This is a genomic window from Ensifer sp., assembly GCF_035999185.1.
In the GTDB taxonomy this organism is placed as follows: Bacteria; Pseudomonadota; Alphaproteobacteria; order Rhizobiales; family Rhizobiaceae; genus Ensifer.
On record NZ_DASYHB010000170.1, the window covers coordinates 102126 to 118711 of the forward strand.

Genomic DNA, 16586 nt, shown 5'->3' on the forward strand with positions numbered 1-16586 from the left:
CCCTTCTCAACGGGGGAACATGACACCTTCGATCTGTGACCGAACTGATTATCGTGTTAGGTTCCATATCCGCAGCAACCCCATCGTTCGAAATGCGATACCAGACCCCTGATCCCTTCCACCCAGCTCTGATCCCCTTGATGATTGCCGCCGAGGACACGCTAGCGCGCCTTGACGAGCGCGCGAGCCGTCACGTGGTTGAAGAGGGTTATCGCGAACGCGGCCATTTTTTCGATGCCACGGCCGCAATCTGGGTCGCAGGCGAGCTTGTCCATGTCGAGGACTTGGTTCTGCATGATGCCCATATGGATGCCCGCGCGCCGACGCATGAACTGACGATCGCGCATTCCGTGCTGCGGGCTCGTCGGCGAATCTGGTTGGCGGAGCCTGGATGGGCCCTCTCAAGCCAGGGCCTCGCCACGCTACGCGGTGAACAGGTCGCCGTGGCGGATCCCCGCGCTGCGCCCGGGACGCAGTCAGGCGTGCATCGGGGTAGCGATGATGAACGTCATCGACAGGACCTGGAAAACGACGGGCGTCCGGACGAAAATCCAATGGCCGCTGAGTTTGCGGCTATCGACGCCGCGATTGCCCGCTCGCAGCAATTGCTTGATGCGCACAAACAGGATGCTCTCGATGTCGCCGAACGAGCGGCCCTTGTAACGGCTCAGGAACCGCTCGGCCAGTTGGGCCTGCTGTTTGACGAAGAATGGGACGAAGAAGCGCGTCTTGATGACTGGCGTCAGGTGATCGCCGAAGCGGATCAGCTGCCGCCTTGCCTTGGCGCGGTCCTGCTTTACGACGCTTGGGACAGGAAGGAACCGCTGCGCCGCCAGCACTGGCTGGGCGCGCTGATGGTCAGCGCATACTTGCGGACGAGGGGCAAAGTCACGTCGCACCTGCTCGCCTTCAACACCGGTCTGAAGACGATCCGGTATGAACGGCGGCGATCGCCGGACGCACTCACCCGGTGGAGCGCCTTTCTGGAGGCAATAACGGCGACGGCGGAGCTGGGCCTCAAGGAGCTCGACCGGCTGTCACTTGCAAAGACCCAGATGGAGATGCGCGTTCGCGACCGCCGCTCCAACAGCAGTCTGCCGGCATTGATCGAACTTGTTCTGTCGCGACCAATCGTATCTGCAGCGCTGGTTGCTCGCCACGTCGGCGTCACGCCGCGCGGTGCCCTTAATCTGGTCAATGAGCTCGGCATCCGCGAGATGACCGGCCGCGGGCGCTACCGCGGCTGGGGGGTACTGTAAAAGGCGAAGGAGCCCGCGCCCAAGCGGTATGCGGGCCGAGGTGTTCCGTCAGCCCGTGGTGATCAAGATCAGCAGCACGAAGATTGTCGGTACAAGCGCCAGCGCCGGGATGATGATTGCCGGATAGCCGAAGGCGATGATGGCAAGAAGCCAGATCAAGGCGCAGTTAACCAGAAACAGCACTTTCGCCGTTTGCGATCCTTGCACAGCTTCCTTCAGCATCCAGCCGAATACCGGCACATGGTAGACAAGTCTTGCGATCATTGGTTTTCCTTTTCTTGCGCGATCCCGTGGGGTGGGGGGTGAGACTGGGCCGCCCTTGGTGTTAGGATCGTGTTGCATCCGTGGTGCGCGGGCGGCTGAAGCCAGCGGTCGCGTCGAGGCGTTCGGGGTCAAGCACGCGCATGGTTTTCGGGTGGTTGAAGTCAATCAGGCCATCGCGCTTGAAACGGTTGAGACAGCGGCTGACGGTTTCGACGGTGAGGCCCAGCCAATCTGCCAGGTCAGCGCGCGTAAGGTGAAGGTGGAAACTCAGCCGGGCAGGGGCACCATGACGGCCGGCACGGTTAAACAGGCGGGAGAGCTCCACCAGCGCACTGGCGACCTTTTCGCTGGCAGTCTTGCGTCCGAGCAAGGTGGCATGCGCCTGCATTCGGTGTACGGTCGCTCTCAGTTCGCAGGCAACGGTTGGATCGGTGCCGTTGAAATCGGCATCACCCAGCGGCTCGATGCGCGCGATGCTCAGCGTCTCGGCGGTGGCGATGTTGCGGCCGTCGACCGTAAAACCGAACAGCCGACCTGGGCCGAGCACATCGGTGATCTGTCGTCTGCCGTCGCCGAGGAGTTGCGAGAGGACGACGCAACCATCGACCACGCGGTAGAGCGAGCGGTTGCGGCCACCTTCATAAAGCAAAGTATGGTTCTCGCCGACAACGCGGCTGCGCGCTGGCTGGCGAGGTGTCCTTATCAGGGGCGTGCGAGGGGGAGCCACGGGTGTGGCGGCTGTAAGCTGACTTTCAGGCATGGAATGGGTCCGCGTTACGGATGCACGGAGGCGCGTCGCCCCTGTGATTTCCGCCGTCAGGGAGACTGTTGACAGCTGTCAACAGAGGTTCAAGGCCGTGTAACGGCCTGTGGCGGTCCGCGCGGACTGGCGTTTGGCGAGTGAATCTGCGGCGTCGATCGAGCGATCACCACCTTGACGATGGATGGGAGGCTTGGCTCTAACCGTTCCCCGACTGTATCGTCGGGAAGGGGCAACAGCGCCCAGAAGAAGCGGCAGGCGCTGCAGACATGCTTGTGAACAGGCTGTTGCCCACCGTCATCGCCAGTTGTCGTCCGACAGAAGTCTGGAAGCGAACCATCGGGCAGGGCGTAGAGGGCTAAGTCTGCAGGCGACGGAGCAGCGGCAAGTGCTGGCCCGAGATGGGCGAAGCCGAGCAGAAAGAGCGCCATGGCGCAAAGAATGCGCAAGGCTCTGTCCCATCTCGTTCTCGCGCGGCGCGTCATCGCCTTTGGTCCGTCCCGATCTGCCTATTTCGATAGCGCAGAGATAGGCGAGCGGCTTGACAAAGCTCAATGTGGCAAACCGCGCAGGGGCAGAATGCCGCAGGCGCGAAAACGCCGCGCGTCCGGTCGGGCGCGCGGCGTATTAAAATATTGATTTATATCATTATTATCGCAGAAATGGCGGGCAAGGCTCAATCTTCCTCGACAAAAACCTCCTGGCGCTTGGCCTTCACGCTTGGCAGGAAGACGACGACCAGCACCAAGGCGGCGATCAGAAGCAGGATGGCGCTGATCGGGCGGGTGACGAAGGTTGTCGGATCGCCACGCGACAGGATCATGGCACGGCGAAGGTTTTCCTCGAGCAGAGGCCCGAGCACGAAGCCCAGCAGAAGCGGCGCCGGTTCGCAGCGCAGTTTCAACAGCAGGTAGCCGACCAGGCCGAAGAAGGCGACGGCATAGAGGTCGTAGACGTTGGAATTGACGCTGTAGACCCCGATCGAGCAGAAGGCCATGATGATCGGGAACAGCACGTAATAGGGGATCTTGAGCAGCTTTACCCAAAGCCCGATGAGGGGCAGGTTCAAGACCACCAGCATCAGGTTGCCGATCCACATCGAGGCGATGATGCCCCAGAAGAGGGCGGGCTGTTCGGTGGCAACGTTCGGTCCGGGCACGATGCCCTGGATGATCATCGCGCCGATCATCAGCGCCATCACCGGATTGGCAGGAATGCCGAGGGTGAGCAGCGGAATGAACGACGTTTGCGCACCGGCGTTGTTGGCGCTTTCCGGGCCCGCCACGCCGGCGATGGCGCCGTGGCCGAACTCTTCGGGATGAGCCGACACCCGCTTCTCCACCGTGTAGGAGGCAAAGGCTGCAAGGATGGCGCCGCCACCCGGCAAGATACCGAGTGCCGAACCGATGATGGTGCCACGAACAACCGGTGCAAACATGCGCTTGAAGTCGTCGCGGGTCGGCATCAGGTCGGTGACCTTCGCCATCAGAACTTCGCGGGTGCGTTCGTTTTCAAGGTTGCGCAGGATTTCGGCGATGCCGAAGACGCCGACCGCGAGTGCCACGAAATTCAGTCCGTCTGCATATTCACGAATGCCGAGCGTGAAGCGCGGCGTGCCCGAATAGATGTCGGTGCCGACAAGGCCAAGCAACAGGCCGAGCGCCACCATCGCAAGTGCCTTGACGATCGATCCGTGGGCAAGCGCAATCGAGGAGACGAGGCCGACGATCATCAGCGAGAAATACTCGGCCGCACCAAACTGCAGCGCGATCGCCGTCAGTGGCGGTGCAAACACGGCGACAAGGAAGGTCGAGACGGTGCCGGCGAAAAATGAGCCGAGGGCGGCGATCGCGAGCGCCGCACCGGCGCGGCCCTTGCGGGCCATCTGGTAGCCGTCAATCGCGGTGACGGCGGACGAGGATTCGCCCGGCATGTTGATCAGGATCGCCGTGGTTGAGCCGCCATATTGCGCGCCATAGTAGATGCCGGCGAGCATGATCAGCGAGGAAACCGGCTCAAGCTGGAAGGTGATCGGCAACAGCATGGCGATGGTCGCCGTCGCACCGATGCCGGGAAGCACGCCGATCAGGGTACCGAGCAAGACACCGATGAGGCAGAAGAGCAGATTGGCGGGAGAGCCGGCTGTGGCAAAGCCGAGTGCAAGATTGTTGAAGAGTTCCATTGCGCGTCTCCTAGAATTGGACCCAGGGGCCGAAGCGTTGGAAGGGCAGGCCGAGGCCGTAGCTGAACACCGCCACCGAGAAAGCGGTCAGCCCGGCCGAAAGCGCGAGCGCCATGAGCGGTGTCATCCGACCCGAGGCGAAGCAGGCGATCAGGGCCGTGAAGAAGAGCGCGGGCACGAAGCCGAGGCCGCGAACCGTCAGGCCGAAGAAGACTGGCGCCGGCAGAATGAAAGCCATACCGCGCAACGCAATCGCGCCGATCGGCTCGCCCTCAACGCGGGTGGATTGCACGAGGATGACGATGCCGAGCAGCGTCAGAATGATCGCCAGCACCAGCGGGAAATACCCCGGGCCCATGCGAAAGGCCGTGCCGAGCTCGAGATTGAAGGCCTGCCAGGCAAAAAACAGCCCGACTGCCGTCAGGATGCCGCCGCAGAGCGCATTGGTGGTGTCGAAGGAGAGTGATTTCATCGTATCCCCATGTGTGTCTGGCGGGGTAGCCGGCCGAGGAGCGACGAACGGCCTCCCGCATTGGCATTGCCGACCGGAGGCCGGATTCGCTCATTGGGCAGAGTGTCGTTGACAGCTGTCAACAAATGGTGACGGGTTCAATGTCGTTGGGGCATCGTCCAGGCATCACCCAAAGCCGCGATGGCCGCGCCCCGACGTGGTCAGAGCGCGGCACAACGTAGCGAATATCAGTCGGCGTACTGGCCGGCCGCTTCGATCACCGGCTTCCAGCGGGCGATCTCGCTTTCGAGCTTGGCCTTCAGCGCCGCTGGTGTCGCGTCGGCGTCCGACGAGGGTTCGGTGCCGAGTTCGCCAAAACGGGCAACGACATTCGGATCCTTGAGTGCTGCCTGGAGCGACTTCGACAGGCGCTCATTCACTTCGGCAGGCGTACCCTTCGGCGTGTAGACGCCGTGCCAGATGCCGACCTGCAGGTTCGACAGGCCGCCTTCGGCCGTCGTCGGCAGGTCCGGGAAGACCTTCAGACGCTCGGGCGAGGTGACGGCGTAGGCCTTGATCGTTCCGCCCTGGATCTGCTTCGTGGTGTTGGTCGTCTGGTCGCACATGATGTCGACCTGGCCGCCGAGAAGATCGGTCATCGCCGGGCCGGTGCCCTTGTAGGGCACGGTCGTCAGCGGCGTTTCGATCGCGCTCATGAACATCATGCCGCAAAGATGCGAGGCAGCACCGATGCCGGCATTGGCGACGGTGACCGTGTCCTTGTTTGCCTTGACGTATTCGACGAGACCCTTGAGGTCGGCCGGCTCGAGGTCCTTGCGGGCGACGATGGTCATCGGCACTTCGGTAACGAGGCCGACATATTCGAACGCGTTCAAGGTGTCATAGGCAAGCTTCCGGTAGAGCGTCGCGCTGGTTGCCATGCCGATGTGGTGCAGCAGCACTGTGTAGCCATCCGGATCGGCCTGGGCGACGCGACCGGCGCCGAGCGTACCGCCGGCACCGCCGACGTTTTCGACGATGATCTGCTGCCCGAGATCCTTGGACATGGATTCAGCGACGAGGCGGGCAACCGTGTCCGTCGGGCCGCCGGCGGAGAAGGGCACCACCATGGTGATCGAGCGCTCGGGATAGCCCTGTGCGTTGGCCGAAGTGGCGAAAACGGAAAGAGTGGCGACAGCGCCGAGCAATAGATTGAGGGTTTTCATCTTTGTCCTCCCGGATGAAATATCGGCCAGCCGGCAAGGTTTCCTCCCACGCCGGATCTGGATGCCCCATTTGCGGGTGCAAGCCCGACTGAGACAACGGTTTCCGCGACCGAAGACCGGGTTTTGTCAGATGCGGCCGAACGATTTGGGTGGATCTGGAAACATATGCCTCCACGAGTGGGTGGGTTTCCACCCATCCGCCCGGGGACGGTGCTGCAGCGTCTGTTGCTTGTTTCAGGTCCATGAATGTGATGCACTGCGCCAAGGGGGATATACGCGTCCGCAAACAGACACTCACCCCCACGGAAATGGTCATGCGCAAACTGGCCGCTGTTCTCTGCATGGATGTCGCCGGTTACAGCAAGCTGATGGGGCGCGACGAGGCCGGCACGCTCGCCCGCGTCAAGGCTGCCTTTGCGGGCTTCGAACCGACCTTGGCGCGGCATCATGGCCGTATCGTGAAGCTCATGGGCGACGGCGCGCTGATCGAGTTTGCAAGTGCTGTCGACGCGACCGAATGCGCGATCGCGCTCCAGAAGGTGAGCGCAGGAAACGACCCCCGGCTTCGCTTTCGCATGGGCCTCAACCTCGGCGACGTGATCATTGATGAGGGCGACCTCTACGGCGAGGGTGTCAACATCGCGGCCCGGCTACAGGCCCTTGCCGAGCCGGGCGGCATCATCCTCTCCGACACGGTGCGTGAACATGTCGCCGGAAAACTGAACGTTGCGCTCGACGATCTCGGGCTGGTGTCGCTCAAGAACATCGAGCAACCCGTCCATGTCTTTGCCTTGCGCAGCGACATCAGACCCGAGACCGGAGGCAAACGCGAGCGGATCGGCATCTGCGTCCTGCCTTTCGCCAACATGAGCGGTGATCCGGAGCAGGACTACTTCAGCGCCGGCGTGACCGAAGACATCATTATAGACCTCAGCAAAGTTTCAGCGCTTACCGTCATCTCACGCGCCACATCCTTCGGCCTGAAAACGGAGGGCGTGCGGTCTGTCGCCCAGCAGCTTGAGGTGCCCTATGTGCTTCAAGGCAGCGTGCGCAGGGCCGGTGACCGTATACGTATGGCGGCGCAGCTGATCGACGGGGCGAACGAGGCGACCGTCTGGGCCGAACGTTTCGATCGGGATATCGAGGACGTGCTTGTGCTGCAGGCGGAGCTTGCGAAAGCCGTCGTCGACGCACTCCGGCTGCAGCTTCTGCCTTCGGAACGCCAGGCGCTCGATAGAAAGGCGCCGACCGACCCGGAAGCCTACAAGTTGTTTCTGCTCGCCCGGCAGTACAACGTCACCGGATCCGAGCGGCACCTGCCGCTGATCATCCGTCTTTGTCGCCGGGTGACGGAGCTGGAGCCAGGAAACGCCCGCGCTTGGGCTCTTCTCGGGGAGGCGCTCAATCGCCTCCGGCGCAGCGGCGGCGGAGTGGAAACGGGCGAGGCCGAGATCGATCGCGCCCTTCAACTCGATCCGACACTTGCCAGTGCCCATGCCGGAAAGGCGCTGATGTTTCTATACGCCGGAAATTTCGACGCAGCCGAGCGGCAATGCGCGACCGCGCTTGAACTCGACCCGGACGACTATGCGAGCAATCTCGCCGCCGGCCGGACGTTCCTCGTGCAGCGTCGCTTCGATGACGCCATCCGCCACTTCGAAAGGGCGGCATGGCTGATCCCTGCCGACTACAATGCGGCCGCCATGGTCATCCAGTGTTATCAGGGCAAGGGCGACGAGCCGGGCGCGCTCGAGGCCTGTCGCCGTGCGCTTCGAAGGATCGAGCGCATCGTGGCGTCGGAGCCGGACCATAGCGGCGCGATCGGGCATGGTGCCGGCATTCTTGCGCTGCTCGGCGACCGCGAGCGTGCCCATGAATGGGCATCCCGTGCGAGCCTGCTGGAGCCCGACAACATCCAGCTCCAGGCAAACCTCGTCTGCGCCTGGGCAATCAGCGGAGACGCTGAAGCAGCACTCGAAGCACTCGAGCGCATCGCGCCGAAGATGAGCCGGGAGTTGCTGGTATGGATGGAAAACGACAACGACCTCGATGGGCTGCGGCCGCTGCCGCGGTTTGCCGAGACGATGCGGGCGACAAGGGCGCGCATCGAGAACCAATCTGGCGCTGAAAGTTTGAGGTAGCCCGCCTGACAATCGGCAGCGGTGGCAACTGTGGGTCAGCCCAAGACTGGATCCGGGCGCTTATGGCTCTATGCCAGTACGGTTCCTCAGGTAGGCGATTTCCTCGGCGGTAAGGGCGCGGGTCGCGCCTTTCGGCAAATCGCCGAGAGCGATCGTCCCGATCGAGACCCGCAGCAGCCGCAGCACGTCGAATCCGAGCGCGTCGAGCATGCGGCGGATCTGGCGGTTGCGCCCCTCGTCAAGCTCGACCTCGATCCAGCTGTTCTTGTCACCGCCCCTCAAATGGGTGGCGCGGACCGCCCGGAGCGTCTCGCCGCCTTCATCGATGCCCGAGACCATTCGCGCCAACTGGCCGTCTTCGATCTGCCCGGCGACTTGTACGTGGTAGATCTTGCCGAGGTGGCTTTCGGGGTCGAGCAGGCGCTGGGCAAGAACTGTGTCGTTGGTAAAGAGCAGCAGCCCTTCGCTTGCCTTGTCGAGGCGTCCGACGGGCGAAAGATGCGTTGTGTCGATGCCGTCAAGGCATTCGAAAACCGTTGGGCGGCCCTCCGGGTCGTGCCGGGTGGTGACGAGGCCACGTGGCTTGTTCAGCATCAGGTAGACCTTCTCCTCGGCAAGCACAGCCTTACCGTCGACGGCGATACGATCCTTGTCGATATCGACCCAGAGCGTCAGGTCCGTCGTCTTGCGTCCGGCAACGCTCACGCGTCCTTCAAGCACCAGCTTTTCGGCTTGCGTGCGTGAACAGTAGCCGAGCTTGGAAAGCGCGCGGGCAATCGTCACGCGCTTGCCGGCGTCGCCTTCCTTCTTGCGGCTGGCCATATCGCGTGTGGTTGTTGATCGCTTTTGTCTCACGTCGGTCTCTTTCAGTTCACAGACGCGTCTGCTCGGTCCGTTTTCCGCGCAAAAGCCACCGGCGCGCATCAGCCGATCTTGGCATATTCGATCCGGCGCGCGAGCCAGCAGCCGATCATCAGCCCACTCACTTTGCCTTGTCCATCGCGCCGGACGCGCACGGTCCAGTCACCGGGGGCCGGTGCATCCATCGACCGTTTGCAGCGCAGAAGCCAGACATCCTCGGCAAGTGGCCGCATCGCGTGCATGGCGCCGGTGCCGAGCGAACCGTCGAAGCCGGCATAAAGGACGCCCTGGGTCGTGGTGATGTCGACCTGGGCGTTGAGTTCGGGCGAATGGTACCGGCCGGTGATATCGGCCAGCGGCGTTCCGGAGATGCGCACGGCGGACACCGCCAGGTTCTCCCTTGTGCGTTCCATGCGAAGCTTGGCACCGTCGTGCGACAGCGTGACGGCAGCCGAACGTGCAACGCCGGCCGCGTCGATGGCCAGGGTCTCGGGCGACGTGGCAAACTGCAGGGCGACGCGGGAGGGGCCAAGTGGGCTCGCGACAAGTGCCAGTCCCGTCTCCGCGTCCAGATAGCTGCCGAAGTTTTGCGGGTCCCAGGTGCCCGTTGTGACTTGGGCATCCTGGTGGCCGAGCGCAACCTTCATCAGCGCCGTTGCTGCGGCATGTGCGTCCGCCTCGTGATTGAACATCACCACCACCGAAAGGCGTTCGGACGGCGCATAAAGCCTGCGGCTGCGAAATCCGCGCAAGGCGCCGCCGTGGCCGGTGATTGACACATCGCCGATCAATTCATGCGCTAGCCCGAAGCCGTAATTTGCCGGGTGGCCGTCCACATAGGACTGCGGTGCCGAAAGGCGGCGGTAAAGGCCGTCCGCCTCCTCGCGCGTTCGGTCGATGAAACGCTCCCAGGACAGCATGTCGTCGAGCGAAGCGGAGACACCGGCGTCGCCGGCCCAATAAATGCGGTTGACCGCTTCGAAGTAACCAACCGCCTCGTTGCCTTCGTAGCCGACGATGCCGTCGGGCGGATGGCTGGTATCGGCCGTCAGCGCCGCAGTCTGCATGCCTGAGGGATCAAAGACGAGGCGCTGATAGAGCTCTGCCATCGAGCGGCCCGTATGCTCTTCGAGGAGATCCGCAAGAATGCGAAAATTACCGTTGGAATAGGAGTAGCGGGTGCCCGGCTCGAAATGCGTCGAGCGCGCCTGCGACAGAAGTGGCAGCGCATCCTCGCGGCGGAAGATGCCATCGTGTTTGGCACCCTGTAGCACCGTCAATGCCCAGTAATCCCGAAGCCCGGACTGATTGTGGCACAGCTGGGCGGCCGTCGGGTGCGGGCCTTCCAGATGTGGCAGGTAGGCGCGGACAGCGCCATCGAGCTTCGCCGGGTCACCGACCGTATCCAGCAGGACGGCGCAGGTGAGCTGCTTGGTGATCGAGCAGATCGGTATCCGGGTCGCGGCCGTCAACGGCTTGCGCGCGGTCAGGTCGGCATAGCCCCAGGCGTGACGGAAGAGGACCTCGCCATCCTTCACGACACCCACGACGCCGCCGGGCCCCGGATAGTGCTGCGGGAGGGCTGTAACGGCGCGCTCAAGCGCGGAAAGGTCCAATGTGTTCATGGCGCGGATTGATCAATCGAGCGAAGGGCAGGGGCGAATACGTTTCGTTCGTATCGCCCCCTCCGTTCACTTGCAATGCCGCAACTTGGGCCCGGATCAGACGGCGGCGGCCTGCGCGTGGTAAAGCCGGCTGTAGGCGCCTTTGGCGGCCAGCAGCGTTGCATGCGGCCCCTGCTCACGAATGCCGCTGCCATCGACGACGACGATGCGGTCGGCGTCGCGGATCGTTGCCAGCCGGTGCGCGATGATCAGCGTCGTGCGTCCCTTGGACAGTTCGGCAAGCGATTGCTGAATAGCCCGTTCGGTTTCCGTATCGAGTGCTGAGGTCGCCTCGTCGAGGATGAGGATCGCCGGGTTCTTCAGGAACATGCGGGCGATCGCCAGCCTCTGCTTCTGCCCACCGGAAAGCTTGACGCCGCGTTCGCCGATCACGGTGTCCATGCCCTCGGGCAGGGCGGCGATCATGCCGTCGAGCTTGGCGCGCCGGGCCGCATCCAGAATGTCGGCTTCACTTGCGCCGAGGCGTCCATAGGCGATGTTGTCGCGAATGGTGCCGGCAAAGAGGAACACGTCCTGCTGCACGATGCCGATCTGGCCACGCAGCGACGACAGCGTGATGTCGCGGATATCGGTGCCGTCGACGGTGATCGACCCCGCGCTCACCTCGTAGAAGCGCGGTAGCAGCGAGCAGATCGTCGTCTTGCCGGCCCCCGACGGGCCGACGAAGGCGATCGTCTCGCCGGCGTGGATCGTCAGATCGATGTTCTGGATGATCGGCTTTTCGGCGCTGTAGCCGAAAGAGACGTTGCTGTAGGTGATATCGCCCTTGAGCCCGGCGACGGCGGTTGCACCGGGGCGATCCTCGATGTCGGGCTCGGTTTCCATCAGCTCCAGGAAGCGTTTGAAGCCGGCAATTCCCTTCGGATAGGTCTCGATGACCGAGTTGATCTTCTCGACCGGCCGGAAGAAGACGCCGACCAAAAGCAGGAAGCCGACGAAGCCGCCGTTGGTGAGCTCGCCGGTGAGGACGAAATAGCATCCGGTGATCATCACGATCAGCTGGGTCAGCCGCATGCTCATGTAGCTGAGCGACGTGCTGGCGGCCATGATGCGGTAGGCCTCGAGCTTGGTGCGGCGATAGTTCTGGTTGTCGGTTTCAAACAGGCTGCGCTCGTGCTCTTCGTTGGCAAAGGCCTGGACGACGCGCATGCCGCCGACATTCTCCTCGATCCGGGCGTTGAAGTCGCCGACCCGGCCATAGAGGTTGCGGAAGTTCCTCGTCATCCGTCCGCCATAGCGGCTGGTGACCCAGGCGGTCAGCGGCACGACGGCGGCCGTGATCAGCGCCAGTTGCCAATGCACCATCAGCATCAGCGCCAGCGCGCCAATGAAGGTCATGACGGCGATAAACAGGTCTTCCGGCCCGTGATGCGCGACCTCGCCGATCTCTTCGAGATCCTTGGTCAGACGCCCCACGAGATGGCCGGTCTTCTGGTTGTCGAAGAATGAGAACGAGAGCTTCTGCATGTGGTCGAAGGCCATGCGCCGCATGTCCGTCTCGATGTTGATGCCGAGCATGTGGCCCCAATAGGTAACCGTCGCCATCAGACCGGTGTTGAGCAGGTAGACGAAGAGCAGCCCGACGGACGACAGCAGGATCAGCGTCCATTCCTGGCTCGGCAGCAACTGGTCGACGAACAGCTTGACCGCGATAGGGAAGCCGAGCTCGAGCAGGCCTGACAGAACGGCGCAGGAAAAGTCGAGGATGAACAGCCCACGGTAGGGGCGGTAGAACGCGAAGAAGCGCTTCAGCATGCACGTACACTCACTGGGGGCGGGGCGCCATGGGGCGCGCATAGAAAGATGATTTTCAATGTCATGTTTTCAGATCGAAACCAACCCGGAAAAGCTTAAAAAGAGTGTCTTGCGCGCGACGCCGTCGGTCTCCCGCACGCCGTCAGGCCCAATCGCTTCACTTCGGTACCGAAGGGAAGGAAACGTTAACCATAGGCTTCGTAGAAATGGAATCAGTAGAGCAAATCGCCCTCGGTTGGGGACACCGGGAGCGGCACATACGCTCGAGATCGATACGCGTGGGGCGTCTTTGTGCGTTCGCGTCAATGCACGAAGTCCAGGGGGCAAACGAGACGATGGCAGGCAATCAGTCAGTGGAAGCAACGGAAACCAACGCGAGCACCATCGTTCCGTTTCCGGTGGTGAGGAGATTGCATGCCATCCGCAGCGCCGCTGCCGAGCTTGAAGACCTGCACGGGGCCGAAGCGCTGCAATTCTGGCGCCGCCGGTGCCGCGCCCTGGCGGACGAGCTTTTCGCCTGCGGATGCTCGGAAGACGAAGTGCGCCATCAGGTGCTGGTCTTCCAGGACGAGGTGCAGACAGAACTGCAGCACCGCCACCTCTCGCGCCTTTCCGCCGGCGTGATGAGCCAGTAATCCGTCAGCTCACGGGCAGTTCCGGATCCCAGGTGAAGAGCTCCTTTGCCCGGGCGATGCCGCGCAGGGCGAAGCGCCCAAGAGAGACCGCATGGGCCTGCTCTTCGGGCGGGCATGCCTCGACGAAATCCGACGACATGATCATGTGCCGTTCGACGGACCGGCACATCGACGAGATGCGGCTGACCTCGTTGACAGCAGGACCGACGACTGTGAAATCGAGGCGCGTCTGGCTGCCGATGTTGCCGTAGAAGACTTCGCCAATGTGCAGACCCAGATAGACATCGGTGACCGGTTTGCCGGCCTCGCGCCGGCGCGCGTTGAGTTCCGCCAGCATTCGCCGCAATTGCCGTTCCGCGCCGATCGCGTTGGCGCAGGCCCGGGCCGGGTCGGCGGCATTGAAGATCGCCAGCACGCCATCGCCGATCAGCTTCAGCACGCTGCCGCCGTGGTCGTGAACGGCTGTGATCACCGTTCCCGAATAGTCGTTGAGGAGCGGGATGATCTCGTCCGGGGCGGCAGTGTCGGAGATGCGCGTATAGCCGCGCAGGTCCGAGAACCACATGACCGTTTCGATGCGCTCCGCCTCTCCGCGGGCAATGCTGCCCTTGACCACGCGCTGGCCGGCGTCGGCGCCGAGATAGACGTCTGCCAGCGTCCCGATGATGCGCACGCATGAGCCCGCCTTGACCGCAAGCGCAAGGGTCGGCAGCAGGATTCGGAGCGCAGCAACATCTTCCTCACTGAAGCCGTTTTCTCTCCGCGTGGTCCAATAGGAATAGAAGCAGTCCATTTCGCCGATGCGGCCCTGGTCGGTGAAATGGTGGATCATGCTGACGCAGTCGGTGTGACCCTCACCTTTCAGCTTGTCCAGAATGTTGTAGGTGGTCCCTTCGTCGGCCGAGAGCCGGATACGGCGCTCCGCCGTCCGGTCGCGGAGCATGTGGTAGAAGATCGAGTTCTGCCAGTTCAGCAGCGCTTCGCCCGTCGTCGTCGAGGCATACTGGATGACCTCCGGCGTGATGTCGCTTTCATCGTTCCACTGGAAGGCGCGGCCCTCGAATTCCGGATGCAGCGTGTCAATCAGCCCGAGCGCGCGGGCAAGGTCGAGACCGGCCGCGCGACACTGCTCGCAGAAGCCGGCAAACAGCTCCGGCTCGTCCAGCCCCTTCAGGCCCTGTTCGGAAAGCCAGAGCACGATATCGCGTAGCTGTTGGTCGTTCATGGCGTATCCCGCTCGGCCGACGTCGGCTAATGATGATGTGGTGCATCATCATTAGCCGAACCAGGGCTCAGAGCGAAAGATGCAGTTTGCGCTCCTCACTCTCCGCCGGCACGGCGCAGCAGATGAGCGCTTCGCCGTCGGCAACGGGGAATGAGGGCTGCGAGGGATAGGTCACGCTGCCTTCGAGCACGGGCGTCCTGCATGTGCCGCAGCTGCCGTTGCGACAGCCGTACTCCGGTGTCAGCCCCCGCGCCTCGGCAAGATCAAGCAGGCTGCCTTCGCCCGGTTGCCAGCGGGCTTCCTTGGCGGATTTCGCAAAGACGATATGAACGGGAGCGCTGGCGGGAGGAGCCATCACGGGTGCAGAGCCGCCGTCCGGCCGGCGCGTCAGCGACGACAGCCCGAAGGCTTCCGTGTGGATACGGGCGTCGGCAATGTTGAGCGTGCGCAGGCTGTCGTAGAGCGACTGGGTGAAGGACGCCGGGCCACAGAGGTAGAAATCGTAGTCGTCGAAGGGCAGGGTGGCCTTGAGATGGCTGATGTCGATGCGGCCGGCGACATCGTAGTCCTGTCCCTCGGCTGCGTTCTCGAGTTGGCTGAGGGCGCGCACGAGGCGGATGGTGCCCTGACCTTCCTCGACCAGGGCAGCAATTTCCTGGTCGAAGGCGCGCTCCTCCAGGGTGCGGGCGGCCTGGAAGAGCCAGGTCGGGCGCAAACGACGCTTGCGACGGCCTTCCGCGGCGATGTGCTTGAGCATGGCAACCATCGGCGTGATGCCGACGCCGGCGCCAATCAGCACGGCCGGCCGCCGCTCCGTTCCGTCGATGGTGAAGCTACCTGCCGGTGCCCGCGCCTCGATCCGGTCGCCCGGCTTCAGCCCATGCAGAAGTTGCGAGGCGAGGCCGTCGCGCTTGACGCTGATGCGGTAAAAGGCGTCCGTCGGAGCTGACGTGAGGGTGTAGCTCCTGACGAGCGGTTTGCCGTCCGTTGCCGCTGCCAACCGGATCGGCAGGTGTTGACCGGCCCGATGGGCCATCAGGCCGACGCCATCGTCCGGCTCGAGGTAGAGCGACCTTATCGTCGCGCTTTCGTCTTCGACACGGGCAACCCGAAACGGCCGCCAGGCGTCGGCAAGCGAGGCGGCCTGCAGGCGCACCTTCGCCTCGTCCCAGTCGCCGGTGGAGGTGAGGCTGGGCGACCAGCCGTTCTCTTGGAACGCCCAGCGCAGCGGCATGCCGTCGGCACGATAGACGACCTGTTCGGGCCGGAAGCGCCACAGGCGCTCGGCGCCCTGGAAAGCGGCGACTTCTGGTGACGACAGAATGACCTCGGCGCTGCCGCTCATCTGCAGCACATCGCCGGTCGCAAAGTCGACGAACAGCAATCCGGCTCTCGGATTGACCATGATGTTGCCAAGCGTGTTGAAGAACAGATTGCCGGAAAAGTCCGGGATGGTCAGGACCCCGTCTTCGCCGATTTGCACGAAGCCGGCCTTGCCGCCGCGATGGGAGACATCGACCTGCCGTTCGCCCGTATCGAGATCGACATAGGAGGCGACGAAGAAGGTGTCGGCATTGGCGATGATCGCCCGGGCGCGATCATCCAGGACAGTATAACGAACCGGGCGCACTGACGCCGGCTGGCGCGGATCCCGCGCGAAGGTGAATTGGCGAAGCTGGATGTATTGCGGGCAATTGCCAAAGCTCTGGCGCACGCGGATGGTGAAGCCATCGTCGCTTTCGCGGCGGATCGCGCCGTTCATCCGGTTCCTGCGGCGCGTCTCGAGCTGGATGCCGAGCATGCCGATCGCGTCCGCGTCGTCCATTCCGGCGTCCGCCGGATCATCCGGGTCGCGCGGCAGCCGGACGTCGAGGTTGAAGGCATCGGGCGCCTGCATGAAGCCGGGTTCCGCCGCGCGCATCGTCGCCCAGACATCACCTTTGGCGTCGACGGTGCCGAACATCGCGAAGGGCAGCATGGGGAAGAACTGCTGGTGCTGCTCGGGCATGTAGCGACGGACGAAGTTGCGCCCGGTCGCGTCCATGCGCTCGACGACGCCGAGGCTACGCTGGATGGTCAGTTCGCCCTCGTGCCAGGGTGAGCCCGGCTGATTTGCTTGTGCATTGTCCGGCATGATTGTGA

The 16586-nt window shown here is 63.3% G+C and carries 13 protein-coding genes; 3 read left to right on the forward strand and 10 right to left on the reverse strand.

Annotated elements, in window-relative coordinates:
• Positions 1–92 precede the first annotated feature (92 nt).
• On the forward strand, positions 93–1259 hold the full coding sequence (locus VGO04_RS21945; RefSeq protein ID WP_327498285.1) for an RHE_PE00001 family protein: 1167 nt from the start codon (positions 93–95) through the stop codon (positions 1257–1259).
• Between the two features lie 48 nt (positions 1260–1307).
• Here the strand turns inward: VGO04_RS21945 and VGO04_RS21950 are convergent, their stop codons facing one another.
• The 5 genes from VGO04_RS21950 to VGO04_RS21970 form a co-directional block, all read right to left on the reverse strand.
• Complete coding sequence (locus VGO04_RS21950; RefSeq protein WP_327498068.1) at positions 1308–1523, reverse strand: hypothetical protein; 216 nt, start codon at positions 1521–1523, stop codon at positions 1308–1310.
• A gap of 61 nt (positions 1524–1584) precedes the next feature.
• A complete protein-coding gene (locus VGO04_RS21955; RefSeq protein WP_327498069.1) occupies positions 1585–2283 on the reverse strand; it encodes a helix-turn-helix domain-containing protein in 699 nt (232 codons plus the stop codon).
• A 676-nt stretch (positions 2284–2959) separates the two neighbouring features.
• Positions 2960–4465 (reverse strand): tripartite tricarboxylate transporter permease, encoded by a 1506-nt coding sequence (locus VGO04_RS21960; RefSeq protein ID WP_327498070.1) that lies wholly within the window; start codon positions 4463–4465, stop codon positions 2960–2962.
• Between the two features lie 10 nt (positions 4466–4475).
• Positions 4476–4937 (reverse strand): tripartite tricarboxylate transporter TctB family protein, encoded by a 462-nt coding sequence (locus VGO04_RS21965; protein ID WP_327498071.1) that lies wholly within the window; start codon positions 4935–4937, stop codon positions 4476–4478.
• Positions 4938–5164: 227 nt separating this feature from the next.
• Positions 5165–6142 (reverse strand): tripartite tricarboxylate transporter substrate-binding protein, encoded by a 978-nt coding sequence (locus VGO04_RS21970; protein WP_327498072.1) that lies wholly within the window; start codon positions 6140–6142, stop codon positions 5165–5167.
• A gap of 314 nt (positions 6143–6456) precedes the next feature.
• Between VGO04_RS21970 and VGO04_RS21975 the strand changes: the two genes are divergently transcribed.
• Complete coding sequence (locus VGO04_RS21975) at positions 6457–8283, forward strand: adenylate/guanylate cyclase domain-containing protein (protein ID WP_327498073.1); 1827 nt, start codon at positions 6457–6459, stop codon at positions 8281–8283.
• A 60-nt stretch (positions 8284–8343) separates the two neighbouring features.
• Here the strand turns inward: VGO04_RS21975 and VGO04_RS21980 are convergent, their stop codons facing one another.
• The 3 genes from VGO04_RS21980 to VGO04_RS21990 form a co-directional block, all read right to left on the reverse strand.
• Positions 8344–9138 (reverse strand): pseudouridine synthase, encoded by a 795-nt coding sequence (locus tag VGO04_RS21980; protein ID WP_414650582.1) that lies wholly within the window; start codon positions 9136–9138, stop codon positions 8344–8346.
• Positions 9139–9206: 68 nt separating this feature from the next.
• A complete protein-coding gene (locus VGO04_RS21985; protein WP_327498074.1) occupies positions 9207–10769 on the reverse strand; it encodes a D-aminopeptidase in 1563 nt (520 codons plus the stop codon).
• Positions 10770–10865: 96 nt separating this feature from the next.
• Positions 10866–12584, reverse strand: coding sequence for an ABC transporter ATP-binding protein (locus VGO04_RS21990; protein WP_327498075.1), 1719 nt, complete (start codon positions 12582–12584; stop codon positions 10866–10868).
• A 335-nt stretch (positions 12585–12919) separates the two neighbouring features.
• Between VGO04_RS21990 and VGO04_RS21995 the strand changes: the two genes are divergently transcribed.
• Positions 12920–13219, forward strand: coding sequence for a DUF6074 family protein (locus VGO04_RS21995; RefSeq protein WP_327498076.1), 300 nt, complete (start codon positions 12920–12922; stop codon positions 13217–13219).
• A 4-nt stretch (positions 13220–13223) separates the two neighbouring features.
• Here the strand turns inward: VGO04_RS21995 and VGO04_RS22000 are convergent, their stop codons facing one another.
• Positions 13224–14444 carry an adenylate/guanylate cyclase domain-containing protein gene (locus VGO04_RS22000; RefSeq protein ID WP_327498077.1) on the reverse strand — a complete coding sequence of 407 codons (1221 nt, stop codon included), beginning with the start codon at positions 14442–14444 and terminating at the stop codon, positions 13224–13226.
• 67 nt (positions 14445–14511) lie between these two features.
• Positions 14512–16578: a pyridoxamine 5'-phosphate oxidase family protein gene (locus VGO04_RS22005; RefSeq protein ID WP_327498078.1), complete on the reverse strand. Its 2067-nt coding sequence runs from the start codon at positions 16576–16578 to the stop codon at positions 14512–14514.
• Positions 16579–16586: the final 8 nt, after the last annotated feature.

Bases quoted from the DNA above. Each gene is read 5' to 3' on its own strand.
- VGO04_RS21945 (WP_327498285.1), top strand. From the start codon at position 93: ATGCGATACCAGACCCCTGATCCCTTCCACCCAGCTCTGATCCCCTTG.
- VGO04_RS21950 (WP_327498068.1), bottom strand. From the start codon at position 1,523: ATGATCGCAAGACTTGTCTACCATGTGCCGGTATTCGGCTGGATGCTG.
- VGO04_RS21955 (WP_327498069.1), bottom strand. From the start codon at position 2,283: ATGCCTGAAAGTCAGCTTACAGCCGCCACACCCGTGGCTCCCCCTCGC.
- VGO04_RS21960 (WP_327498070.1), bottom strand. From the start codon at position 4,465: ATGGAACTCTTCAACAATCTTGCACTCGGCTTTGCCACAGCCGGCTCT.
- VGO04_RS21965 (WP_327498071.1), bottom strand. From the start codon at position 4,937: ATGAAATCACTCTCCTTCGACACCACCAATGCGCTCTGCGGCGGCATC.
- VGO04_RS21970 (WP_327498072.1), bottom strand. From the start codon at position 6,142: ATGAAAACCCTCAATCTATTGCTCGGCGCTGTCGCCACTCTTTCCGTT.
- VGO04_RS21975 (WP_327498073.1), top strand. From the start codon at position 6,457: ATGCGCAAACTGGCCGCTGTTCTCTGCATGGATGTCGCCGGTTACAGC.
- VGO04_RS21985 (WP_327498074.1), bottom strand. From the start codon at position 10,769: ATGAACACATTGGACCTTTCCGCGCTTGAGCGCGCCGTTACAGCCCTC.
- VGO04_RS21990 (WP_327498075.1), bottom strand. From the start codon at position 12,584: ATGCTGAAGCGCTTCTTCGCGTTCTACCGCCCCTACCGTGGGCTGTTC.
- VGO04_RS21995 (WP_327498076.1), top strand. From the start codon at position 12,920: ATGGCAGGCAATCAGTCAGTGGAAGCAACGGAAACCAACGCGAGCACC.
- VGO04_RS22000 (WP_327498077.1), bottom strand. From the start codon at position 14,444: ATGAACGACCAACAGCTACGCGATATCGTGCTCTGGCTTTCCGAACAG.
- VGO04_RS22005 (WP_327498078.1), bottom strand. From the start codon at position 16,578: ATGCCGGACAATGCACAAGCAAATCAGCCGGGCTCACCCTGGCACGAG.